The following is a 17,387-nucleotide window of genomic DNA, read 5'->3' as shown; positions in this document are numbered from 1 at the left end:
CGGTCGTGCGACGGGCCCAGAAGCGGCACCCGCACACCACCGAGGCTGCGAACCGCGGTCTGGGCGACCGGCGAGTCGATCAGGCGAAGGCGGGCATGACCTCGTTGGCGAACAAGGTGGCGGCACGGGTCAACGCCTCGGGTGTGGTTGCCTCACGGCCGGTGGCGAAGATGAGGCAGACCTCGTCGAACCCGATGGCGTCGTGCCAGCGGCGGATCTCGTCGATCACCAGATCGGGCGTCCCGGCGAACGCCCGGTCACGGACGAACTCCTGGTACGGCGGGTCCTCACCGGCCGCCACCCGCTGCAGCACCGGATCGTGGTCGTCGCCCTTGGTCCCCGCATCCCAGTAGTAGCGGTGGAACGACAGCGCCCGCGGGTACCACTCCTTCTCGACCTCGGCATCGCTTTCGCCGACCCACGCTTCACGCATCAGGCAGATGCGCGGCGTACGACCGGCAGCCTCGCACGCCGCCTTGTATTGGTTCACGAGATCGACGACCACCGGCAGCGTCTCCATCGGCAGGGTGAACCAGGTGTCGCCGTAGGTTGCGGCCCGGCGGATGGCAGCCTGCGAGGTGCCACCCACGTAGATCGGCGGGTTCGGGCGCTGGACCGCCGGTGGGAACACCGGCACGTCGTCCATCTGGAAGAACTCACCGTCCCACTCGTAGCTCCCGGTTGCCCACGCCTTGCGCAGTACGGCCAGCGTCTCGTCGAGCCGCTTGCCCCGACGCTTGTAGTCGGTGCCGAAGTTCTTGAACTCGTACTCGCGGTAGCCGGTGCCGACACCGAGCACGGCCCGACCGTTGGTGATGCGGTCGAGGGTCGACACCTGCTCACAGATGTTGGCCGGATGGTGCAGACCGGCGAGGTAGACGCCGGTGCCGAGCCGCATGCGCTCGGTGTGCGCGCCGATCGCCGAGAGAAACACGAACGGCGCTGCCTCGTCCTTCACCTCGGGCGAGAACGAGTGGTGCCCGATGAACCCGCTCGCGTAGCCGAGCTGGTCGACCGTCGAGCAGAACTCATACGTCCGCCGGTACGGCTGGACGTCGTCGGGGTCGTGGAACCTCGGCAGGGTCAGGCTGAACTCGATCACGGTGTCACTCCTCGGTCGATGGGATCCGGCTGGATGCTGGTCGCAGTGGCGGAAGCGACCAAGTTACTCCATGATGACTACAGTTAGTCGACTAGAGTGAGTCGCTCGTCCGAGAAACGACATCATCTGAAGGGGCCACGTATGTCGGCGCGCTACGAGCATCTGTTCACGAGTCTTGACGTCGGGCCGCTCACGCTCAAGAACCGCATCGTCCGCTCGGCTCACGGCACCCTGATGACCGGTGAACGCCTCATCGCCTACCACGAGGCCCGGGCCGCCGGCGGTGTCGCCCTCAGCACCCTCGAAGCCACCGGGGTACACGCCAACGCCCCCAGCCTCATTCCACTCCACAGCGACGACTGCATCCCCTTCTACCGCGAGCTCTCTGCCCGGATGCGGCCCTACGGCATGGCCATGCTCCAGCAGATCTACCACCCCGGCTCGGCCACACGCCCGAAGAAGGCGGCAACCCAGATCTCGTCGAGCCCGATTCCGAACCCCATGGTCGGCGGCATCCCCACGGCCATGTCGACCGCCGACATCGGCGAGATGGTCGAGGCCTTCGGTGCGGCTGCTCGACGGTGCCGCGAGGGTGGGCTCGACGGCGTCGACCTCCACGCGTCGTCGGGCTACCTCATCGAGCAGTTCCTCTCGCCCGCCAACAACGTGCGAGACGACGAGTACGGCGGTTCGCTCGAGAACCGCATGCGGTTCCTCATGGAGATCCTGGCCTCGATCCGCAGCGAGGTCGGCGACGACTTCTGCGTCGGTATTCGGCTGCCGAACGAGGAGTACATCCCCGGCGGGATGACGCCCGACGACATCGCCGAGATCGCCCGGATCGTCGAACCGCAGGTCGACTACATCTCGCTGCACATGGGCTCGTATTGGCGGTTCTACAAGCTCCTCGCCCCCATGGACGAGCCGCTCGCCAACGAGATGCCGGCCAACGCCCACATCACCGCCGGACTGACCAAACCCACCATGGTCGTGGGTCGGATCATGACCCTCGACGACGCCGAGCGAGTCGTCGCCGATGGTGCGGCCGACATGGTGTCGATGGTGCGTGCCCTGATCGCCGACCCCGAACTCGTCAACAAGTCCCAGCGGGGCGAGAGCGCCCTGGTGCGCCCGTGCATCGGCTCGAACACCGGCTGCGTCGGCCAGCTCATGTCGACCGGTGTCCTGAGTTGTGTGGTCAACGTCGCTACGGCGCAGGAGACGATGGTCAGTTTCGAGCCGACCGGTCCGGCCGAGGTGTCGAAACGAGTGCTGGTCGTCGGCGGCGGTCCCGCCGGGCTCGAGGCGGCCCGCACGGCCGCCCTCCGCGGTCACGAGGTGCACCTCTACGAAGCGACGCGTCGCCTCGGCGGCCAGGTGTCGATCGCCGCGACGGCGCCCCACCGCAGCGACATCGGTGCCATCACCGAGTGGCTGACCGGCGAGGTCGAGCGCCTGGGCGTCCGCATCGTGCTGAACACCTGGGTCGACCCCGACGTCGTCGCAGAACTGGCCCCCGACGAGGTCATCCTCGCCACCGGGGTGATGCCGCGCACCGACGGGTTCCAGCTGTCGACCCCGGTGAACCCCGTGCCCGGGCACGGACTCCCCCACGTCTTCACCTCGTGGGACGTGTTCGGCTTCGGCGGACGGGCCTCGCTCGTCGGCCCGGCCGTGGTCTACGACGACACCGGCACGTTCGAGGCCATCTCGGTTGCCGACGTCCTGCTCGAAGCCGGTCTCGAGGTCGCCATGGTCGGTCGCCTCGATTCGATCGGCGCCACCCTCCCTACCCGCCGGCCACGGTTGCTGCGGCACGGGAGCGGCTGATGTCCGGTGCCTTCGACTTCATCGGCGGCCATCATCTGCGCGAGATCCGTCCCGACGCTGTCGACATCGGCGTGCCCTTCACCGATCGCTGCCGCACGATTCCGGCGAAGACGGTCGTGATCGTCACCTACGGCCATCCCAACCGCGAACTCGGCGAGTATCTCGAGGCCGAGCCCGGCAACTGGCGACTCCACCGCATCGGCGATGTCACCGGCACCAACGGTGTCCTCCCCGCCATCCATCAGGCCGCAGCCCTCGCCCGTTCCCTCTGATCGTTCCGTCCTCGAATCCCAGCGAAGGGTGGTGGGTGGGCCGGGCGACGGCGGAGGTGCTAGGACTGCGCACAACCGCACACGCCCACGAACACCGTGACCCAGGGGGACTCCGATGGATCTGATCGACGCCATGCGCTCGCAGCCGGCCAATCGCTACTACAAGCCCGACCCGATCCCCAACGACGTGCTCTACCGGGCGGTCGACAACGCTCGCTTCGGCCCCCAGGGTGGCAACCGTCAACCGGTGCGCTTCCTGATCGTCACCGACCCCGCCAAGAAGGCCCAGCTCGCCGAGTGGTACATGATCCCGTGGTCGGCGTATTTCGAGCTGGCGACCAGCTCGGGCGAAGCGATCCAGGCCGAGAGCGGTGACGCCAAAGCCACCAAGACCGAGGTCTCGAGAGCGACCGCGCTCGCCGCCGACGACTTCGCCAAAAACCTCGCCAACCACCCGGCGATCATCGTCGCCCTGGCCGATCTCGCCGCCACGCACCCCACCGACACCGACCTCGGCCGCCTCAGCATCGTCGGCGGTGCCTCGGTCTACCCGATCGTGCAGAACCTGTGTCTGGCCCTGCGCAACGAGGGTGTCGCCACCACGCTCACCACACTGCTGTGTGCCTTCGAGCCGCAGGTGAAGGAGCTGCTCGGCATCCCCGACGAGCTGGCCACTGCCGCCCACATCGTGGCCGGCTATCCGGCCAAGCCGTTTCCCACGAAGCTGCGGCGGCTCCCGGTCGAGCAGATCGCCTTCCTCGACTCCATGGATCGTCCGCTGACGGCGGACTGACCGGCTAGGTCTCACCAATCGAGTCGATCGGCGGTACTAGGGTCGAACACGATGAAGCTCCCCCGGTTCGAGTACCACCGACCCGCCTCGGTCGGCGACGCCGTGCAGCTGCTCGCCGACCTCGGAGGCGAGGCGAAGATCCTGGCCGGGGGCCAGTCACTCCTACCGGTGATGGCACTGCGCATCGGAGCCCCGGCGCATCTGGTCGACATCGGCGCCATTCCCGGACTGGACACGATCTCGAGCGATGCGACCGGCACACGGATCGGCTGCGGGACTCGCCACGCCCAAGCCGAGGAACACGGGGCGCTCCAACAGTTCGCACCCCTGCTCGCCAAGGCGTTGCCGTTCATCGGGCATCGTGCCATCCGCAACCGGGGCACGCTGTGCGGCAGCATCGCCCACGCCGATCCGGCTGCGGAGCTCCCGGCGGTCTGCCGGGCACTCGACGCCACCATGATTGCGGTCAGCGTTCGCGGCGAACGGGCGATTCCCGCCGATGAGTTCTTCACCGGCTTCCTCGACACCGCCCTCGAAGACGACGAGCTGCTCACCGAGGTCCGGTTCCCGGAATGGGGCGAGCGGCGCGGCGCGGGTTTCGGCGAGCGGAGTCGGCGCCACGGCGACTACGGCATCGTCGGCGCCGGCGCGACTGTCACTCTTGGCGATGACACCACGATCGAGCACGCAGCACTCGTCTTCACCGGTGTCGGTCCGACCCCCATCCGCGCGATCGATGCCGAGCAGTTGCTCCTCGGTGCCACGCCGTCGCCCTCGGTGTTCGCCGACGCAGCCCGAGCAGCTGCCGATGCGCTCGACCCACCGAGCGACCTCCACGGCTCGGCCAACTACCGCCGCCACCTCGCCGCCGTGCTCGCCGCTCAGGCCCTCGGCGAAGCAGCAGGATCGATCCGATGACCTCCACCGACCGCACCAACGACACCGACAACGCTGGCAACACCGAGCACACGGTCGCCCTCGAGCTGACCGTCAACGGCGTCCACCGACGACTCGAGGTCCCCGTCCGCCGCACGCTGGCCGAGGTCATCCGCGAGGAGCTCGGCCTCACTGGCACCCACCTCGGCTGTGAGCATGGCGTGTGTGGCGCCTGCACCGTGGCGCTCGACGGCCGACCGGTTCGCTCGTGCCTCATGCTGGCCATCCAGGCCGATGGCGCTGCGATCACCACGATCGAGGGGCTCGCCACCGACGGCGTGCTCCACCCCATCCAGCAGGGCATGCACGACGCCCACGGCTTCCAGTGCGCCTTCTGTGCACCGGGCTTCCTCATCACCGCCGCCTGCCTGCTCGATACCAACCCGACGCCAACTCGAGATGAGATCCGCGGGGAACTGTCCGGCAACCTCTGCCGCTGCACCGGCTACGCCTCGATCCTCGACGGCGTCGAGACGGCGGTCCGCCTGCTGCAAGCCGACAAAGGAGACGACGATGCGTGATTCGCTCACCCCCGGGCGCTCGGGCCTCGTCGGCACCAGCGTCAAACGGGTCGAGGACCAGCGACTCCTGGTTGGCGAGGGCCACTACATCGATGATCTCGTGGTCGACGACATGGCCCACGCCGTGTTCGTTCGTAGCCCGTTCCCCCACGCCACGATCGTCTCGATCGACACCGCCGGGGCGCAGGCCCTTCCGGGTGTGATCGCCGTGATGACCGGCGCCGAGATGGCAGCCATCACCAACCCGTTCCTTCCGCTGTCATCGCTCGACAAGCTCTACAACCCCCTGTTCGGACCGCTCGCCGTCGACCGGGTCCGCCATGTCGGTGATCCGGTGGCCGTGATCGTCGCCGAGTCGCGGCGCGTCGGCGAAGACGCCGCCGAGCTGATCGACGTCGAGTACGAGCCGCTCGAGGCGATCTCGTCCATCGTGCAGGCGCTCAACTCGGCCCGCCTGCCGCTGTGGCCGCGGGCCAAGAGCAATGTGTTGTTCGACCACACCGACACCTTCGGCGACATCGACGCCGTGTTCGCCAACGCCGACCGCATCGTCACCGAGACCTTCTCGTCGCACCGCCAGTCCAACCAACCGATGGAAACTCGCGGCTGTGTGGCCGAGATGGTCGTCGGCAACTCCGGCGAACGGGAGATGGTCTTCCACGCCACCACTCAGACCAGTCACGCCCTGCGCTGGCTGCTGGCCATGTCGACCGAGCGGGCGTCGGCGTTCGACTCGCTGCGATCGCTTGCCGGCAAGCGCGACAAGCTCGGACGGTTCGCAGCCGGCGCGAAGGCGTTCGCCAACGAGAAGAAGGACGAACTGGCCAAGTCCGACAACGCCGGCATGCTCTATCAGCTTCGTCGCGAGCCAAGCACGTTGCGCCACATGGCCCGCACGTTCCTCAACGTGCTCGACAAGGACCCGAGCGACATTCCCAGCGTGGTCGCCGACGACATCGGCGGCGCGTTCGGCGTCAAAGGACACCCGAGCCGCGAAGACGTCGCTGTTGCGGCCATGGCCCGTCGTCTCGACCGTTCGATCAAGTGGATCGAGGACCGCAACGAACACCTCATGGTCGGGGGCCAGGCCCGCGAGGAGGATCTGACGGTTCGGGTCGCGGTCACCAACGAGGGTCGGCTCCTGGGCATGGACGTGTCGATGGTGATGAACCAGGGCGCCTACCCGGCCATCCCGTTCGGTGCGCCGTTCTTCAGCCGGATCATGAAGGTCATGTTCCCTGGCACCTACCGCTGGGACGCGTACCGCCTCCGCACCCGGGTCGTGGCGTCGAACAAGGCGCACTACGTGGCCTATCGAGGGCCGTGGGCCAACGAGACCTGGGTCCGGGAGCGCATGCTCGACGTGGTCGCTCGCACCCTCGGGATCACCGGGGCTGAGATCCGGCGGCGCAACATGATCACGATCGCCGAGCTGCCAACGCCCATGATCACCGGGCCGATGCTCGACACCCGGATGTCGGCGCACACCACGCTCGAGCGAGCTCTGGAATTGGCCGACGTCGAGGGTTTCGCCCGGGAACAGGCGGAGGCGCGGGCCGAGGGTCGGTGCCTCGGTCTCGGTGTCGCCACCTTCCATGAGGCAGCGCCCGGCCCACCCGACTTCCTCGATCACGTGATGCCTGGCGGCGGTGCACTCAGCAGTGAGCCGGCGACCGCCGTCCTGCAGCCCGATGGCCGGATCGCCATCATCACGTCGCAAATGCCGCACGGGCAGGGCCACGAGACCACCATGGCCCAGATCGCTGCCGACCAGCTCGGCGTGCCGATCGAGGCGATCGACGTCATCTACGGCGACACCCGCCGCACCACCTTCACACCCATCGGCACCGGCGGCAGCCGGGGCGGTCCGATGGGCGGCGGTTCGGTCCTATTCGCGAGCCGAGACCTGCGTCGCCAGATCCTCGACGAGGCGACTGAGCTGCTCGAAGCGTCGGTCGACGACCTCGTCATCGACGACGGCACCATTCACGTCGCCGGGGTGCCCTCCATCGGCCGTTCGTTTGCCGAGGTCGCCGCATCGGTCGCAGCAGCGACACCGACGTCGGACGACGACACCCACCAGCTGCAGGGCAGCGTCGTCTACGACGGCGGGGCCGGCGGATGGTCGGTTGCCACCCACGTGTGCTGGGTCGAGATCGATCTCACCACCGGGTTCGTCACGATCCCCCGCTACCTCGTGGTCGAGGACTGTGGCGAGCTGATCAATCCCGCCATCGTCGAGGGACAGGTGCGAGGTGGCGTGGCGCAGGGCATCGGCGCGGTCTTCTACGAGCACGCGGCCTATAGCGACGACGCAAACTTCACCACCGGCACGTTCGTCGACTACCTGATCCCGACCGCCATGGAGATTCCCGACATCGAGATCCACCACGTCGAGACGCCGTCGGACCTCGAGGCGAACTTTCGCGGCGTGGGCGAAGGCGGCATGATCGGCGCGCCGGCCGCCATCACCAACGCCGTCGAGGACGCCCTCGCCCATCTCGGGGTCCGTGTCACCGAGCAACACCTGCCGCCGACCCGCATCCTCGAGTTGGCCGGCATCATCGAGCCCGACTCGGCCTGAAGATCTCGGTGAACACCGACCGGTGGTCTCGTCGGTTTCCGTCCACCGACGTCGCAGCGCCGCTGCTAAGGAAGCACGATCATCGCCGCGACGGTCGCCGCCGCTCCGAACCCGACCCACAGATCGGCCGCGCTCCACGATGCTCGACGCGTGGCCGGCACCACCGGCCCGCGATTGACCAGCGTCTCGCCGAGCTCGGTGGCCCGCCGAACGGCCGAGGTGGTCGCCGTGGCGGCGAAGTCGACCATTTCGACGACGACGTTCGGCTGGTTCTTCGGTCGGAGCCGCCACAGCGTCGAGGTCGTCGCCAGCTCGTCGGCCATCAACGGCAGGGCGCGGACCGCCAGCGTGAGCGCAGCAATCACGTCGTCGACCGGGACCCGAAGGCGCCGCAGCGGCCCGAGCATCCATCCTGCAGCCGCCGGTAGGTCGGCCATCGCGGTGGTCCATCCGAGAAGGAGCGACAGCGCTAGGAGGGCGAGAGCGACCGAGAAGAACCGCAGCTCCACCAACAGCCCGTCGAGCCCGAGCGAAAGGCCACCGATGTCGACATTCGGCTCACCGCCGGCGGCCAACCCGAACAGCAGCGAGACACCGATCGACCACACCAACAGCCGCGGTGGCCGTGGTCGCACGCCGAGCGGGAGCCGAGCGGCGATGAAGGTGACGGCGACGGCTCCCCAAACGATCGCCACGCTCGACCAGCTCGGATCGAACGACAGGGTGAACACGAGCACGGTGAGCGCCAGCACCTTCGTACGCGCATTCGCTCGATGCACGACCGACGAGCCGATCACGTAGCGCAGGAAGTTCATGCCGGCGATCACGGCACGTACCGATCGTCGAGTAGCCGACCGGCGTCGAGCTGCACCACGCGATCACCGAGCGATCGGCTCTCGTCGAGATCATGCGTGACGGTGACGACCATGGTGTCGGACGGGAGCGAGCCAACGGCAGCAGTCAGCGCTCGGCGCCCGGCCGCATCGAGTCCGGCCATCGGCTCATCGAGGATGAGCAACGAGCAGTGTCGGGCGAGCTGGGCGGCGAGGGCAGCCCGTCGCTGCTGGCCGATCGACAGTTCGTCGATCCGTCGCCGAAGGTCGCCGACCTCGAACCCCATGTCGATGAGTGCCGCGATCTGATGTCCACGGTTGGCGTCGAACGCTGCCAGTTCCTCTCCGACCGTTGGCCGCAGCAGCTGGAGCCGGGCCTGCTGGACGAGCAGTCCGATGTGTTCGCTCTGCAACGTGAGCGGCTCACCGTCGATCGTTGCCGACCCCTCGGTCGGGTCGATCAATCCGGCGAGGATCCAGGCCAGCGTGGTCTTCCCGGACCCGTTGGCGCCGACGACCAGCAGCCGCTCACCCGGTTCGATCGTGAGATCGAGCGGCGACAGCGCCCGACGTGACCAGGGCGTGCGGTCGGCGTGCACGTGCCCGACGCCTCGAAGCTCGACCACACCCCTCACGTCGCCGGTCCCAGCTCGATGACCCGGTCGCCAACCGCCCGATCACCGTCGAGATGACTGACATGGATCACGGTGGCACCGTCGTCGGCGAGTCGGCGCAGAATGGCCAGCACGGTCGCCCGCCCGTGCGGATCGATCATCGCGGTCGACTCGTCGGAGAGCACCAGGGCCGGCCGACGCAGTGCTGCCGATGCCAACGCCAGCCGCTGCAGCTCACCGCCCGACAGTGAGGACGTCTCGCGGTGTTCGAACCCGCCAAGTCCGACGAGCTCGAGCGCCCTGGAGCAGTCGTCGTCGTTCGGCGGTGCCTCCAGTCCCCACACGAGATCGTCGCCGACCCGCACACCGACGACCTGGCTCTCCGGTCGTTGGCCGATGATCGCCGTGCCGCCCATCCGACCGCGGTCGCCAACCCGGTCGGCAATCACACGGAGCAGGGTCGACTTGCCGATGCCGTTCGGACCCGTGATCACGGTGAGTCCCGTCGCCGGGGCGAGCCGAGCAGCGAGCGCATCGACGGAGGGAGGTGGTGACGGCCGCTCGCCGAACGCACGCTGCACGCGGGCGGCGACCGGACGACCGACTCGGATGATCATGCCGGCGACGAACACCGAGATCGCGAGCTGCAGCACCGGCACCGTGAGGTACCAGTGGTCGATCATCGACTCGATCCGAGGATCGACAAACGACACGACCGAATCGAGACCGATGGCGTCGAGCCCCTTGGCGACACCCTTCCACTGCACTCGCAGTGCGTCGAGGTTGAGTTCACGCAGGCCGGCGAACACCCACAGGAACCCCACGGTCAGCGACGCCACGAGGACCCATCCGTAGCCGACGGCGGTGGTCAACAGGCGCCGCGTGCTCCATCCCAGCTGCATCCCCCGACCGATCAGGCCACCGAACACCGCCATCACGAGCACCTGCGTGGCGGCGTTGAAGCCCGCCAACAGGAAGACGAGAACGACAGCGACAACGAAAGCGACCACGATGGCCCGGGTCCGATGCCGGATGCCGAGCACGACGAACGGCACGGCGCCCACAACGGCGGTGAGACCGGCGAAGGGCGAGAGCCGAGCCAGGAGGACGGCGAGCACGGCCAGGTCGGCCATCACGGCAGCCTCGGCCAGCTCGCCCGGGCGGAGTCGATGCTCGGCGGGAGCGACGGATTCGGTCACGGTTTCAGCATGCCTCGACGAAAACGACGAAACCGCCGACCCGAAGGTCGGCGGTTCCGAGTGTCGACCTGACAGTTGGGGTCAGGTCGTGAGATCAGATGGCGCGAACGTTCTGCGCTTCCTCGCCCTTGCGACCCGGTGCGACGTCGAATTCGACTCGCTGGCCCTCGTCGAGGGTCTTGTAGCCCTCGCCGACGATGTTGGAGAAGTGGACGAACACGTCGTCGCCCTGCTCGCGGGAGATGAATCCGAAGCCCTTCTCAGCGTTGAAGAACTTGACGGTACCGACAATTGCCATTGCTTAAACTTCTTTCATAAAGCACCGATCGGCTGTGTGCCAACGGTCTGCTCAGACTACCGCACGATGGTGACAACCGACGGGCGGGACACCAGATCGCCACGTTTGCCCAGTTGGCGTCGCTGCGAAACCAATGACGAGACGCACGGTCCCTGGTCACCTCCTAGAGTCGGCGTCGTGTCCACCTCCACCTACCAGTTCGATGTCGAGACCGCGGTGGGGGCCGGCGAACAACCCGACGATCGCTCGCCGGTGCGATTCGATACCACCATCTCGGCCCGCTGGAACATCGGCGACAACCCGAACGGCGGCTACCTCGCCGCCTCGTCGTTGCGGGCCATGGCCGAACTCGCAGGGCACCCGGATCCCCTTTCGGTGACCACCCACTATCTCCGGCCGGGAACCGGCGACGAGCCCGGCGAGATCCACGGCCGCCTGATCCGTCTCGGTCGACGTGCCACCACGACCTCGGCCGAGCTCCATCAGGCGGGGACGCAGCGACTCCAGACCGTCGCAGCGTTCGGCGACCTCGGCGACCCTGACCGAGCCGACGATGAGCCGGCGAGTACCAGCCCGTCGCTGTCCCTCGCGCCCGTTCCGCTTCCCGAGCCCGATTCGTGCGTGGATCGCCGTGCCCTGGCCCAAGGCGTCGAACTCCCGATCCTCGATCGCCTCGACGTGCGGATCGATCCCCGCTGGTCGGTAGCCGGGGCCGCGGACCGGGCCGAGGTGTCGGGCTGGATCCGCTTCGCCGACGGACGCCCACCAGACTCGAAGTCGCTCGTGTTGTTCGCCGACGCCTTCCCGCCTTCGGTGTTCAGCCTGCTGGGAACGATCGGCTGGGTCCCCACCCTCGAACTGACGGTCCACGTACGCCGCCGCCCCGCACCCGGTTGGATCCGTGCCCGCTTCACCACCAACGACTTGTCGAACGGCATGCTGATCGAGAACGGTCAGCTGTGGGACAGCACCGGGCGACTCGTCGCCCAGTCACGACAACTCGCGCTCCTGCTGGTGTGAGTCACGGGGTCGTGTCACCCCCGTACTAACCTCGCCAGATGGCCCGATTCGCTCTGTTGACCCGTGAGTCGTCGAACCGGGTCTACTCCGACCGTGCACCCGAACTCCTCGCCGCCGAGCTCGCCGCCATCGTTCCGAAGCTGCACGCCGAGGTTGCAGGCATCGAGCAGCGCTGCCTCGGCAACGTGCCCTACGTGATCTTCAATGCCCCCGAGCTCGATGATCACGACCGATTCGTTGCCTCGAACCTGTCCTCGGTTCGAGCACTCTTCGAGGTGCGTGACGACGCGCTCGTCCCCCTCCCGCTCGAACGACTCGAGTCGTTCGACGACGACCTGATCACCATCCAGCGTTATCCGGGCAAGACCAACGAGCAGTTCACCCACATGCTGGTCAACCTCACGTTGGCTGCTTCGGCGTCGGCGCACGCCCGGGCCGCCGAGGGCGAAAGGGTGTGCCTCCTCGACCCGGTGGCCGGACGCGGGACCACGCTGAACCGAGCGCTGATGTACGGCTTCGACGCCTGGGGCATCGAGCGCAACGAAGCCGATGTCGAGCAGTACCGCACCTTCATCATCGGCTACTTGAAGGACCACCGGATCAAGCATTCGGCGACCAAGGAGAAGGTCCGCAAGGGCCCGGTCGCCGGCACGTCGGCCTTCGCCGTCACCATCCGCAGCGATCAACAGCTGCGCATGTCGAGCGGTCGCTCGGCCCAGGTCCGCGACCTGTTCCCCGGACGGCAGTTCGACCTGATCGTCGGCGACCTTCCCTACGGGGTGCAGCACCGTGCCGCCGGCGAGAAGTCCAGCACCCGGTCCTCGGAGATCCTGATCGGCGAATCGGTGTCGGCGTGGCGGGCCGCAATGCGGCCGGGAGCAGCGCTCGGCTTGTCGTGGAACCGCAAGACCATGGCCCGCACCACCGTCGTCGACCTGCTCGAGGCCAACCGGCTCCACGCGGTCGAGCACCCGGTGTCATTCCAACACGTGGTCGACCGTTCGATCACGCGTGACCTGATCGTGGCGACCCGATGAGCCACTGACATGGCGCTGCCCAAGCCTGCCGACATCGCCACCCTGGCCTTCACCTTCTTCGCCGTCGGCATGACGGTCTCGGTAGCGATGGTCGACCGGGGCGTCTCGACCGGGGTCACCATCACGGCGGCGATCGTGGTGTACTCCGCCACCGGCGAGCTGGCCTATCTCGCCGTCCGTGACGCCGGCGGCTCGATGCTCGCGGCCGTTGCCAGTGGCTGGTTGGTGGCGAGCCGGTTCGGGCTGCTGGCCGCCAGCCTCAACCGAGTGCTGGAAGGATCACGAGCCGAGCGAGCAGTCGCTGCCTTCACTGCGCTCGACCCGAGCGTTGCCGTCGCCATCCAACAGCCGTCGAAGGCGGAATCGAAGCGGGCGTACTGGGTGGTGTCGCTCACCCTGCTCGCCGGGTTCTGGGCCGGCTCGCTGGTGGGACTGTTCCTCGGCAACATCCTCGGCGACACCTCCCGCCTGGGATTCGACGCTGTGTTCCCTGCGGCCCTGCTGTCGATCATCGGCAACCTCCTGCGTCGCAAGGAAGGCCTCGTCGCTGGGGTCACCGGCGCCATCGCCTGCATCGCCCTCATTCCCGTCGCGCCCGGTGGCGTCCCGATCCTCGCCAGTTCCCTCGGCGCCGTAGTGGGTGCGATGTGGATCGCTCGGTCGAAGGCGGCCGGATCGTGAACTACCTCGCCGTCGCCCTGCTCACGATCGGAACGGCCAGCCAGCGGTTGGCCGGCATGTTCCTCCTCGGACCGTGGTTGGCCCGGCGACCCACCCTCGAGCGGATCGCCGGGCTCATTCCCGCAGCCGTTGTCGCTGCGTTGGTCGCTCAACTGAGCCTGTCCACGAAGGGTGCACTCGTCATCGACGAGCGGGCGGCGGGCCTTGCCGTTGCTGCGATCCTCGTGTGGAGGAAGGCACCGTTCGTGGTGGTGGTGCTGGCGGCCGCAGCGACCACGGCCCTGCTGCGGTCGCTGTAGCCGGTCCCGTCACGCCATCGAGAGCGTCGATGGGACATCACGCCATCGAGAGGGCATCGATGACGTTGAGCCTGGCGGCACGCCGGGCCGGGAGTGCAGCAGCGATGATGCCGCAGAGTCCGCAGATCCCGAGGAGGATGGCGATCCGGGCCACCGGGATCGACAGCTTGGCGGCGAAGAACTCAGGAAGCGCTTCGACCACACCCCAACCGAACACCAGGCCGACGGCGATACCGAGCACCGCACCGAGCACCGACACCTGGGCCGACTCCCACCGGAACATCTGGCGAGTCTGACGGCGAGTCATCCCCACCGCCCGGAGCAGTCCGACCTCACGGGTGCGTTCGAAGACCGACAGCGCCGCCGTATTGGCGATGCCCAGCAGGGCGATGACGATGGCCAGCGCCAGCAGGACGTTGATCACCACGAGCATCTGGTCGATGTCGCTCTCGACGCCTTCTTTGTACTCTGCCCGGTTCTCGAAGGTGAGACCGGGGACGGTGAGCGAGTCGACGTCCTCGACACCGGCAGCAAAGGTGCCCGCCGCCCAGACGATGTCGGACGAACCGAACCGATCGCTCCAGTCGTTGTCGTTGATCACCCAGTTGAGGTCGAGGATGGCCTTCGAGTCGAAGATGGCCCCGACGGTCAGGGTCTCGGCAACGCCGCTGGGAAACATGACGTCGACGGTGTCGCCAACCGCCAACCCACGGTCCTCGGCCACACCTCGATAGACCGCCACGGTGTTCGGTGCATCGGTCATTGCACCGGCGCTGACGCCCACATCGAAGAGCTCGGCAGTGGTCGCCAGATTCGTCCCGATCACCCCTTCGACATCGTCGCCGATCTTGATCTCGTCGTATCGGTACGAGCCGAGCTGGTCGAACGACCCGGTGGAGCCGACGTCGTCGAAGGCCTGGGGGCTGATCACGTCGTCGGCCTGGATGAGGACGTCGGCGGTGACCGAGTCGTCGACCAAGCCGCTGATGCCGGTCTTGATCGACTGACCGACCACGAGCGCTGCCGTCACCAGCCCGAGGCCGACGGTGAGCGACGCAGCCGAGCTCGCCGTGCGGCGAGGGTTGCGACCGGCGTTCTGCGTCGACAGCTTGCCGGCGGCACCGAGGGTGCGGACGGGGAGCCCCAGCACGGAGACGATCGGCCGCACCAGCGCCGGCGCCATCAGGGCCATGGCGCCGAAGACGAGCACGGCACCGACCCCAAGCAACGCCACGGTGTTGCTGACCGAACCATTCGAGCCGAAGAGACCGAACCAGCCCGTGGCCAGGCCGGCAGCGAGCACGACCAGGCCGAGCACGGAACGGCGGCGACTGGGCGTGGACGGCGCCTCGACCGACGCCTGCATCGCCTGCATCGGCGCAATGCCCGACGCCTTTCGAGCGGGCCCGGTCGCCGACGCCAAGGTGACCCCGACGCCGAGGATCATGGCGATCACGATCGTGCGGGTCCGCATCACGAGCGGGACGTCGGGAAGGCTGGCACCCAGTGCATTGAAGATCGCCTGCAGCCCAACGGTGATCCCGAGGCCGGCGAGCAGTCCGAGGAGCGAGGCCACGACGCCGATGATCAGCGCCTCGGCCATGGTCGAGCGGCGGACCTGTGGCGGGGTGGCGCCGATCGCACGCAGCAACGCGAGCTCGGAAGTCCGCTGGCCGACGACGATGGCGAAGGTGTTGGCGATGATGAAGATCGACACGAACAGCGAGACGATGGCGAACCCGAGCATCACATTGTTGATGATGTTGATGCCCTGCTCGAAGTCGGCGTTGGTATCGGCAACGAGCTGGGCGTTGTCGCGGACCTCGACGTTGTCGGGCAGCGCAGCCTCCAGCCCGCTTCGCACCTCGGCCATCGTCGACGAGTTGGCGATCGACACCGTGATGCTGTCGAGGAGTCCCTCGCTGTCGATCATCGTCTGCAACGTGTCGAGCGGGTACTGCATCAGCAGCGCTCCCATCGTGGCCGAGTCATCGCCGAACACGGTCGTGCCCGACAGCGTGAGGGAACGGACCCCCGTGGGAGTGACGATCTCGTAGACCGAGCCGATCTCGAACCCATGCTCGGCGGCAGCCCGATACTCCATGGCGAACTCGTCGCCAGTGGGAGCCCGACCGTCACGGAGCGTGAACTGATTGAGCGTCGATTCGTCGACCCACGAACTCGATAACAGCGGTGGTCCGCTGCTGGTCAGGAGTTCTCCGTCGGCGGTCGTCGGTTGCAGCCGGTCCGAGAACACCTGGCCGGCCGCGTGTTCGACGCCGTCGACCCCCTCGACGATTCCGAGGGTCGATGCGGGCATGGGGGCAACGGAGCCGAAGTCGGAAGTGGGCTGCACCTCGAAATCGGTGTCGGCGACGATGTCGCTCGACAAGGTGGAGAAGCTCTGGCGGAACCCGTCGGTCAGGACGAACGAGGAGACCACGAAGCTGACGCCCAGGACCACGGCGAACGTGGTGAGAGCGAGACGGATCTTGAAGGCGTTGAGGTTGCGTAGCGTCAGGCGGAACATGTCAGTTGCCCATGCCCTTCATCAGATCGAGGACTCGCTGTGCGGTCGGTTGCTGCACTTCGTCGACGATCTTGCCGTCGGCGAGGAACACCGCCCGATCGGCGTACGACGCCGCCACGGGATCGTGGGTCACCATCACGATGGTCTGGCCCATCGTGTCGACCGCCGACCGCATGAAGCTGAGGATCTCGGCCCCACTGCGGGAATCGAGGTTCCCGGTGGGTTCGTCGGCGAAGATGATGCTGGGCCGGGCGACCAGCGCACGGGCAACGGCGACACGCTGACGCTGGCCTCCCGACAGCTCGTCGGGTCGGTGGTGGAGCCGGTTCTCGAGGCCCACCGTCCGCACCACGGTGGCAAGCCATTCCTCGTTGGGGACGATGCCGGCCAGGTCGAGTGGGAGCGTCATGTTCTCGATGGCACTGAGGGTCGGGATCAGGTTGAACGCCTGGAAGATGAAGCCGACCTTCTCCCGTCGGACGAGCGTGCGACGCTTCTCCGACAGCGACGCCATGTCGATGTCGCCGATGAACACCTGTCCCGAGGTGAGGTCGTCGAGCCCGGCAAGGCACTGCATCAGCGTCGACTTGCCGGAGCCGGACGGCCCCATCACGGCGGTGAAGCGACCGGCGTCGATGTCGATGTCGACGCTGTCGAGCGCACGCACCGACGCCTCGCCGGTGGCGTAGATCTTGGTGGCCTTGCGGGCCCGGGCAGCGATCGGGCGAACCGTGGGGGGAACGGGTGGGGCGGGAGCGATGAGATCGATGTTGGTCATGACGATCATGCTGAGCGCTGCGCTGACCTGCGACCATGCGGTAAACCCCCGAATCATGGC

At 67.5% G+C, this 17,387-nt stretch carries 17 protein-coding genes; 10 read left to right on the top strand and 7 right to left on the bottom strand.

Annotated elements, in window-relative coordinates; genetic code table 11:
* Positions 1-79: 79 nt before the first annotated feature.
* Complete coding sequence (locus R2733_22300) at positions 80-1,102, bottom strand: LLM class flavin-dependent oxidoreductase (GenBank protein ID MEZ5379247.1); 1,023 nt, start codon at positions 1,100-1,102, stop codon at positions 80-82.
* A gap of 141 nt (positions 1,103-1,243) precedes the next feature.
* On the opposite strand from R2733_22300, the gene R2733_22295 reads away from it, so the two are divergent.
* The 6 genes from R2733_22295 to R2733_22270 all read left to right on the top strand — a co-directional run bounded on the left by R2733_22295 (position 1,244) and on the right by R2733_22270 (position 8,038).
* Positions 1,244-2,932 (top strand): FAD-dependent oxidoreductase, encoded by a 1,689-nt coding sequence (locus R2733_22295; protein MEZ5379246.1) that lies wholly within the window; start codon positions 1,244-1,246, stop codon positions 2,930-2,932.
* Positions 2,932-3,204: a hypothetical protein gene (locus tag R2733_22290; protein MEZ5379245.1), complete on the top strand. Its 273-nt coding sequence runs from the start codon at positions 2,932-2,934 to the stop codon at positions 3,202-3,204. Before R2733_22295 ends, R2733_22290 begins: the two co-directional genes overlap by 1 nt.
* A 115-nt stretch (positions 3,205-3,319) precedes the next feature.
* Positions 3,320-3,997 (top strand): nitroreductase family protein, encoded by a 678-nt coding sequence (locus R2733_22285; GenBank protein MEZ5379244.1) that lies wholly within the window; start codon positions 3,320-3,322, stop codon positions 3,995-3,997.
* A gap of 51 nt (positions 3,998-4,048) precedes the next feature.
* Entirely contained in the window at positions 4,049-4,915 is an 867-nt protein-coding gene (locus R2733_22280; GenBank protein MEZ5379243.1) for a xanthine dehydrogenase family protein subunit M, read from the top strand.
* Positions 4,912-5,454: a (2Fe-2S)-binding protein gene (locus R2733_22275; protein ID MEZ5379242.1), complete on the top strand. Its 543-nt coding sequence runs from the start codon at positions 4,912-4,914 to the stop codon at positions 5,452-5,454. The genes R2733_22280 and R2733_22275 overlap by 4 nt, the downstream gene beginning before the upstream one ends.
* On the top strand, positions 5,447-8,038 hold the full coding sequence (locus R2733_22270; GenBank protein MEZ5379241.1) for a xanthine dehydrogenase family protein molybdopterin-binding subunit: 2,592 nt from the start codon (positions 5,447-5,449) through the stop codon (positions 8,036-8,038). The genes R2733_22275 and R2733_22270 overlap by 8 nt, the downstream gene beginning before the upstream one ends.
* A 65-nt stretch (positions 8,039-8,103) precedes the next feature.
* Here R2733_22270 and R2733_22265 read toward each other — a convergent pair whose 3' ends face one another.
* The 4 genes from R2733_22265 to R2733_22250 form a co-directional block, all read right to left on the bottom strand.
* Positions 8,104-8,865 carry an energy-coupling factor transporter transmembrane protein EcfT gene (locus R2733_22265; GenBank protein ID MEZ5379240.1) on the bottom strand — a complete coding sequence of 254 codons (762 nt, stop codon included), beginning with the start codon at positions 8,863-8,865 and terminating at the stop codon, positions 8,104-8,106.
* The gene (locus R2733_22260; GenBank protein ID MEZ5379239.1) at positions 8,862-9,497 is read right to left on the bottom strand and encodes an ABC transporter ATP-binding protein; all 636 of its coding nucleotides are present in this window, start codon (positions 9,495-9,497) and stop codon (positions 8,862-8,864) included. The genes R2733_22265 and R2733_22260 overlap by 4 nt, the downstream gene beginning before the upstream one ends.
* Before the next feature lie 5 nt (positions 9,498-9,502).
* Positions 9,503-10,684: an ABC transporter ATP-binding protein gene (locus R2733_22255; protein MEZ5379238.1), complete on the bottom strand. Its 1,182-nt coding sequence runs from the start codon at positions 10,682-10,684 to the stop codon at positions 9,503-9,505.
* Between the two features lie 94 nt (positions 10,685-10,778).
* Entirely contained in the window at positions 10,779-10,982 is a 204-nt protein-coding gene (locus R2733_22250) for a cold-shock protein (protein ID MEZ5379237.1), read from the bottom strand.
* A gap of 177 nt (positions 10,983-11,159) precedes the next feature.
* On the opposite strand from R2733_22250, the gene R2733_22245 reads away from it, so the two are divergent.
* From R2733_22245 to R2733_22230, 4 genes are read left to right on the top strand one after another with little or no spacing between them, the layout of a single operon-like run.
* Positions 11,160-12,002 (top strand): thioesterase family protein, encoded by an 843-nt coding sequence (locus tag R2733_22245; GenBank protein ID MEZ5379236.1) that lies wholly within the window; start codon positions 11,160-11,162, stop codon positions 12,000-12,002.
* Between the two features lie 38 nt (positions 12,003-12,040).
* Positions 12,041-13,039: a hypothetical protein gene (locus R2733_22240; protein MEZ5379235.1), complete on the top strand. Its 999-nt coding sequence runs from the start codon at positions 12,041-12,043 to the stop codon at positions 13,037-13,039.
* A 9-nt stretch (positions 13,040-13,048) separates the two neighbouring features.
* Positions 13,049-13,720, top strand: a complete 672-nt coding sequence (locus tag R2733_22235; protein ID MEZ5379234.1) for an AzlC family ABC transporter permease — start codon at positions 13,049-13,051, stop codon at positions 13,718-13,720.
* Positions 13,717-14,019 carry an AzlD domain-containing protein gene (locus tag R2733_22230; GenBank protein MEZ5379233.1) on the top strand — a complete coding sequence of 101 codons (303 nt, stop codon included), beginning with the start codon at positions 13,717-13,719 and terminating at the stop codon, positions 14,017-14,019. Before R2733_22235 ends, R2733_22230 begins: the two co-directional genes overlap by 4 nt.
* Positions 14,020-14,056: 37 nt before the next feature.
* Here R2733_22230 and R2733_22225 read toward each other — a convergent pair whose 3' ends face one another.
* Both R2733_22225 and R2733_22220 read right to left on the bottom strand, forming a co-directional pair.
* On the bottom strand, positions 14,057-16,549 hold the full coding sequence (locus R2733_22225) for an FtsX-like permease family protein (protein ID MEZ5379232.1): 2,493 nt from the start codon (positions 16,547-16,549) through the stop codon (positions 14,057-14,059).
* Position 16,550: 1 nt separating this feature from the next.
* Positions 16,551-17,327 carry an ABC transporter ATP-binding protein gene (locus R2733_22220; protein MEZ5379231.1) on the bottom strand — a complete coding sequence of 259 codons (777 nt, stop codon included), beginning with the start codon at positions 17,325-17,327 and terminating at the stop codon, positions 16,551-16,553.
* Positions 17,328-17,387: the final 60 nt, after the last annotated feature.

It is taken from the genome of Acidimicrobiales bacterium, assembly GCA_041394265.1.
GTDB lineage: Bacteria > Actinomycetota > Acidimicrobiia > Acidimicrobiales > SZUA-35 > JBBQUN01.
The sequence above is the reverse complement of the archived record's forward strand: the minus strand, read 5'-3'. Positions and strand labels throughout refer to the sequence as shown.